At 38.1% G+C, this 6,245-nt stretch carries 6 protein-coding genes; 4 read left to right on the top strand and 2 right to left on the bottom strand.

What is annotated here, in order from left to right:
• Positions 1-903, bottom strand: a 903-nt coding sequence (gene fbaA, locus M901_RS01215; RefSeq protein WP_034719406.1) for a class II fructose-bisphosphate aldolase, incomplete at its 3' end; no start/stop codon positions are given.
• A gap of 82 nt (positions 904-985) precedes the next feature.
• Positions 986-2,017, bottom strand: a complete 1,032-nt coding sequence (locus tag M901_RS01210) for a hypothetical protein (RefSeq protein WP_021276331.1) — start codon at positions 2,015-2,017, stop codon at positions 986-988.
• Between the two features lie 245 nt (positions 2,018-2,262).
• Here M901_RS01210 and M901_RS01205 point away from each other — a divergent pair, with 245 nt between their 5' ends.
• From M901_RS01205 to M901_RS18285, 4 genes are all read left to right on the top strand, one after another.
• Positions 2,263-4,317, top strand: coding sequence for a thiamine pyrophosphate-dependent enzyme (locus M901_RS01205; RefSeq protein ID WP_021276333.1), 2,055 nt, complete (start codon positions 2,263-2,265; stop codon positions 4,315-4,317).
• Between the two features lie 114 nt (positions 4,318-4,431).
• Positions 4,432-5,604, top strand: coding sequence for a metallophosphoesterase (locus M901_RS01200; RefSeq protein ID WP_021276330.1), 1,173 nt, complete (start codon positions 4,432-4,434; stop codon positions 5,602-5,604).
• A 221-nt stretch (positions 5,605-5,825) separates the two neighbouring features.
• Entirely contained in the window at positions 5,826-6,020 is a 195-nt protein-coding gene (locus M901_RS01195; protein ID WP_021276332.1) for a hypothetical protein, read from the top strand.
• A gap of 66 nt (positions 6,021-6,086) precedes the next feature.
• The coding region (locus M901_RS18285) for a cache domain-containing protein (protein ID WP_021276329.1) at positions 6,087-6,245 on the top strand (159 nt) is incomplete at its 3' end.

The following is a 6,245-nucleotide window of genomic DNA, read 5'->3' as shown; positions in this document are numbered from 1 at the left end:
TNCTCCCTCGATTTTGAGCATAGCATCGTAGTTCTTAAAGACATGATCAACAACTGCTCTTGAATAAGCATATTGAGTATCAGTATCAATATTCATTTTGATCACACCGTAACCAAGAGTTTCATGAATTTCTGAAAGTTCTGAACCAGATCCCCCGTGGAAAACTAGCCAGTTTTCAGCATCTGCTCCAAGCTCTTTGGCAACAGCTGCTTGACCATCTTTTAAAACTGATGGACGAAGTTTAACATTACCAGGCTTATAAACACCATGGACGTTTCCAAAAGTAGCAGCATACATGAACTTTCCAAGTGGACGAAGGGCCTTTGTGACTTCAACCATTTCTTCTGGAGTTGTATAGAGCTTATCTGCTGGTGCATCCTCATTATTCACTCCATCTTCCTCGCCACCGACAACTCCTGTTTCGATTTCTAGGATGATTTCTGATTTTGCACATCTTTCAAGAAGCTTCTTACTCATTTCAATATTTTCACTTGTTGGAAGAACTGATCCATCAAACATATGTGAGTGAAAGAGGTTTGGAAGTCCTTGAGCTCTTCTCTTTTCTGTTTCTTCAATTAATGGGATGAGAAAACTCTCTACCTTTTCTGGGTGACAGTGATCTGTGTGTAGGGCAATACAAACATCGTATTGTTGTGCCATTAAGTGCACATGCTGAGCAATTGAGATTGCTCCTAGTACCTCGTCTTTTACTGCTAATCCTGAAGCAAAGCTTCCACCACCTGTTGAAACCTGGATGATACCGTCTGATTTCATATCGGCGAAGGCCTTAAGGGCCGCATTGGCCGTAGAAGTTGAAGTTACGTTGATGGCCGGATAAGCATATCCGTTTTTCTTAGCGCTATCTAGCATTTCGCAATACTGATCATATGTCGCTATTGGCATTCTATTTCCCCCGTTAAGTTTAAACAGGGCAATTGTAGCAAGCCGATTACAAAGATGTGATACTCAGTGCATTATCTTTAACTTATTCTAGTCCCTCTAAACACTCATAAGGTTGAAACTCTTCCAATTGGTGAATCATTGGTGTTTGTCCTGTGTAGCGATAGAGGTTCTTTGTAACTCCAAGGGGTGTTCCATCTCTTTTGGCAAAGAGCTTCCACTTTCCGTCCCAGTCACTTGAGAACTCGAAATCTCCAAGATAAAGCTTCTCCATTCCAACAAAGAGGTTTGTATCTACGGTGACTTTAAAAGAGTTACGACTCATCTCATTTAGTTTTGGTTGAACAAAGATCTCTGCTTCTTGAACTTCTCCAGCTTTGGCTTGAGCAAAAACATGAAGAATTTGATCATCAATTTTTATGGCAACTGCTGGAGACTCTTCTTTTAACTCTCTTCTTACAGAGATTTTAAAACCTGTCTGCTTAACAAGACATGCTGGATTTGTTTCAAAATCAGTTAAGATATCCTGAAAACCAATAACTCGAGGAGATGCTAGAAGTCTCTTTTTGAGTTTTCCTAATTGTTTGGCCGACTTTCTAATCGATTTTCTTAGACCAATTCTCGCATCAACTTTCTTGTCAAAAGAGTGAATGAGTAGGTCCTTATTATTAGAGTAGTACCCTTCGCTGCGGTATTCTTCTAAAAGCTCTTTGGCATTACAACCAACGAGTCCAACATAGCGCATATTTGGGTGAATATTCTTAAAGTGATTTTTGACATCGACACCATGGTAATCAACGATGGCCGCATCAGATGAGACTCCGTCCGAAATTTGCTGACTATCTTTTGCGTGAGATACCCAGAAAACGGCGATATTATTTGGATTGAGAAGTTCTTCTCTCAATATTTGCTGATCAACTTTTTCTTTAATAATGATATTGAGACCAGACTTCTTAAACCTTTTATAGAAAATTTTGTTAAGGCTCTTTTCGATCTTCCATTTCTTGCTATGGTACCAGATTTTTGGAGTTTCCAATGAAGAGAGAAGAACTACATTTGGTGTAGCTGATGCTAGAGCACTAATAAGGATAGAGGCGAGAAGCACAAGTTTTTTCATTTAATCTCCAATCTGGTCATCAAAAATTCTACGGATTCTACACCTAAATAAATCTGTGTGTGAAATTTTGAAAATAATACAGGACTTACAAGGCATAAGTTATTGATTAGTCTTTTACTCCCTTTTGCGTTCATGACAGGCCGAGTTAGGAGTTTATGATTTGTGTATTTACCAATGATGAAAGATGTGATTAACTGCTCATTCACAAAAAACGTACTAACTAAATGAAAATATTGAGGTGACTTATGGCTGAGGTTATTAAACCTAAAAAGAAGTACACACTAAAGAACACGGATAAGAACACATTCAAAATGTGGTATGAGATTCTAACTCTAGGTAGAATGCTTGATAACCGTGCTCCAAACTATTTAAAACAAGCAGTAGGATGGTCTTACCACGCACCATGTGCTGGGCACGACGGAATCCAACTTGCAATTGGGCAGGCCTTTACTCTTGGTGAAGACCATCTCTTTCCATACTATAGAGATATGGTAACTTCTCTTTCTGCTGGTCTTTCTGCAGAAGAAATTATCCTAAATGGTATCTCTAAAGCAACTGACCTTGCTTCTGGTGGACGTCACATGTCTAACCACTTTGCAAAGCCAGAGTGGAATATTCATAACGTTTCAAGTTGTACAGGGAACCACCCGCTTCACGCAGTTGGTGTTGCTAGAGCAATGAATCGTTATAATCACAAAGGTGTTGCGATTACTTCTCAAGGGGAGTCTTCAACATCTGAAGGTTATGTTTATGAAGCCATCAATGGTGCTTCAAATGAGAAGCTTCCAGTAGTTTTCGTCTTTCAAGATAATGGTTATGGAATCTCTGTTCCAAAATGTGACCAAACAGCTAATGAATATGCTGCAAATAACTTCACAGGTTTTTTAAACCTAACAATCATTCACTGTGATGGAAAAGATATCCTTGATTCAATGAATGCTATGGCGACAGCTAGAGAAATTGCTCTAGAAAAACAAGAGCCAGTAATTGTTCATGCGAAATGTGTTCGTATGGGATCTCACTCTAACTCAGATAAGCATGAGCTTTATAGATCAGAAGAAGAAAGAGCGCAGGCCCTTGCACAAGATCCTTTAGAAGCTTTTAAGAAGCAACTTATTAAGAATAAAATTCTTACTAAGGCCGAAATGGAAGAGATTGATGAAGCTAAGAAGAAAGAAATGCTTGAAGCTCACACTCTTGCAATGAAAGCGCCAAACCCAACTCCAGAGTCTATCTATGACTTCGTTATTCCTGAGCCATATCAACCACAGGTTTATGTTGATGGAACTCATAATGAAGAAGGTGAGCCGATGAAATTCATCGATGCACTTAATGGACAACTTAAGAAAGAGTTTAGATATAATGAAAATACTTTTATCTGGGGGCAAGATATGGCCAACGGAGACAAAGGTGGGATTTTCAATGTTTCTAAAGGAATGCAACAAGAGTTCGGAAAAGATCGTGTTTTCAACGGTCCAATTGCAGAAGATTATATCTTAGGGACGGCCAATGGTTTCTCAAGATTTAGAAAAGATATTAGAGTTGTTGTTGAAGGTGCCGAGTTTGCTGATTATTTCTGGCCGGCAATGGAGCAATACCTTGAATGTTCACACGACTACTGGAGATCAAACGGAGCTTTCGCACCAAATGTTGTGATTCGTTTAGCATCTGGTGGCTATATTGGTGGTGGACTATACCACTCTCAAAATATTGAAGGGAATATTGCAGGTATTCCAGGAGTAAGAGTTGTATGTCCAGCTTTTGCTGACGATGCAGCAGGACTTCTAAGAACGGCAATGAGATCAGAGGGACCAACTCTCTATCTTGAGCCAAAAGCTCTTTATAATGCAAAACAGGCCATGGCCGTTGTTCCTGAAGACTTTGAAGTTCCATTTGGAAAAGCAAGAGTTAGAAGAGAAGGTGCTGATTTAACAGTCGTGACTTATGGAAATACTGTTCACCACTGTTTAGAAGCAGCAGAGAAAATTGCAAATGAATCAGGTAAGTCTGTAGAGGTTATCGATTTAAGATCTCTTGTTCCACTTGATGAAGAATCAGTAATTAACTCGATTTCTAAAACTAATAGATGCCTAGTTGTTCATGAAGATAAGGTTTTCGGTGGTTTTGGTGGCGAAATTGTTGCCATGATTAACGAGAAGGGATTTGAGCATCTTGATGCACCAGTAAAAAGAGTGGGATCAACTTTCACTCCAGTAGGTTTTAACAGAATTTTAGAGAAGGCCATCCTTCCAAATACTGACAAAATCCTAACAGCAATGTCAGAAGCACTTAATTACTAAGTATTTCAATATGTTCTGAGAAGTTAACGCTTCTCAGAACACTTTTCTTAATTTTACATTTCATTTTATTTCACGCTATATTCTGCCCGCACACGACAATTAAAAGGGGAGAGTATGAGACATTTTTTATTTCTCATTATTTTATTCAGTTTATTCTCATGTAAGGATTACTATGGCGATGCTGATGGTTTATTTTTAAACTATTTAACATTCCACCAAGAAGATACTTCTTCATCGATAACTTTAAATATTGTTTCGTCTGATGAGCACCAAGAACTCACTGTTAACTTCTTCGATGAAGTAGCACAAAGAGATATTAGAATTGTTGGAAGGCCAGCGATTGAACTTGATGGTGTCAATATCTTTAGACATACATTTACGAAACTCGACCCAAAAAAGAATTACAAATACAAGATTGAAATCAATGGGCTTCTCAGTCGTGAGTACTCTTTTAGAACAATTCCGAATGACCAAAGCAAGATTAGGATCGTTGTCGGAGGAGACACAGGAACTGATGAAAAGTTTCAAAAGCTCACTTCATTAGCAGCAACTTATAGTCCTCACCTTGCTGTTATCGGTGGAGATATTGCTTATGCAAATGGGCAACCGAAGAATTGGAAAAAGTGGAAAGAGTGGCTAACTCACTGGAGAGATAGGGCCATTACTCCAGAGGGGGTTCAGGTTCCCCTTATGGTGGCCATCGGTAATCATGAAACGAGACCATTAGTGGTATTGAGTAAAAAGAAGCGAGCTCCATTTTACTACTCATTATTCCCACAGGCCGGTAAGAAGACTTATTTTATGAGAAAAATTGGAGCAGATAATGTCTTTGTTATTTTAGATACAGGACATGTCCATGGTTTTGCTAAGCAGGCAGTTTGGATGAAGAAGAATAAGAAGAAACTTCTTTCTTTTAAAAATCGTTATGCATTTTATCATGTTCCCCTCTATCCTGGACATAGAAGTTATGCCACACCAAACTCTATTCAAGGAAGACTTTTTTGGCGTCCTATTTTTGAGAAGTATAAATTTAGAGTTAACTTTGAACATCATGATCATGTCTTAAAAAGAACTCACCCAATCAAAAGAGGTAAAGTTGCAAACTCTGGTGTTATCTACCTTGGAGATGGAGCAATGGGAAAGAGTACTCGATCAGCTGAGAAGAGATGGTATATTAGTGAATCAGCTGCTGAGAATCATTTTTGGCTAATGGATATTGAAGGCCAAAGGGCCAACTTCAAGGCGATAGGTCTTGAAAATCAAGTTCATGATGAATTTAGTCTCTAACTAAAGGTTTCTCTTATAAATAACTGTTTTACTTGTCAGTTATTTGATGAACGCGATCGCTAATTAAATTTACCATTCTTTAGAAAAGATACACAAAGCCTCGTAATAACGGGGCTTTTAAATATTAACTAATCTTAAGTCATGGCCTTGTTCAATTTCTCCGATAATTAAGTCAAATGGTTATCCGACAGTTTCATCTGTCCTTTGCATAGGGAAATTAAATGAAGAAATTTACTGATCGATTTGGTTTGAGTTTTAAGATTCTCTTCTTAGCTCTCGTACCTTTTATTGCTTTCAATGTGATAATGGTTGGTGTGAATTACAACAATACTAAGAAGGCACTCATTCAAGAAAAGAGGTATGAGATTCAAGACGTTATTCAAACGGCACTTGGGGTTCTTGATACCCTTGAATAAAAAAGTTCAAAATAAATCTCTCACTAAAGAGCAGGCCCAAGCTTTTGCAAAAGAGACCTTAAAACAATGAGGTATGGTCGTGATAATAATGACTATATTTGGGTTAATGATTTTGAACCCAATATGCTGATTCATCCAAGTCCAAAACTAGAAGGAACTTCTGTAAAGACTTTTAAAGATAAAGCAGGAAAACCACTCTTTGTTGATATTGTTAAAATCGCAAAA

Origin of the sequence: Bacteriovorax sp. DB6_IX, from assembly GCF_000447775.1 — a bacterium.
GTDB lineage: Bacteria > Bdellovibrionota > Bacteriovoracia > Bacteriovoracales > Bacteriovoracaceae > Halobacteriovorax_A.
Note: the sequence above shows the minus strand (reverse complement) of the source record. Positions and strands in the feature narration are given on the sequence as shown.

Bases quoted from the DNA above. Each gene is read 5' to 3' on its own strand.
- M901_RS01210 (WP_021276331.1), bottom strand. From the start codon at position 2,017: ATGAAAAAACTTGTGCTTCTCGCCTCTATCCTTATTAGTGCTCTAGCA.
- M901_RS01205 (WP_021276333.1), top strand. From the start codon at position 2,263: ATGGCTGAGGTTATTAAACCTAAAAAGAAGTACACACTAAAGAACACG.
- M901_RS01200 (WP_021276330.1), top strand. From the start codon at position 4,432: ATGAGACATTTTTTATTTCTCATTATTTTATTCAGTTTATTCTCATGT.
- M901_RS01195 (WP_021276332.1), top strand. From the start codon at position 5,826: ATGAAGAAATTTACTGATCGATTTGGTTTGAGTTTTAAGATTCTCTTC.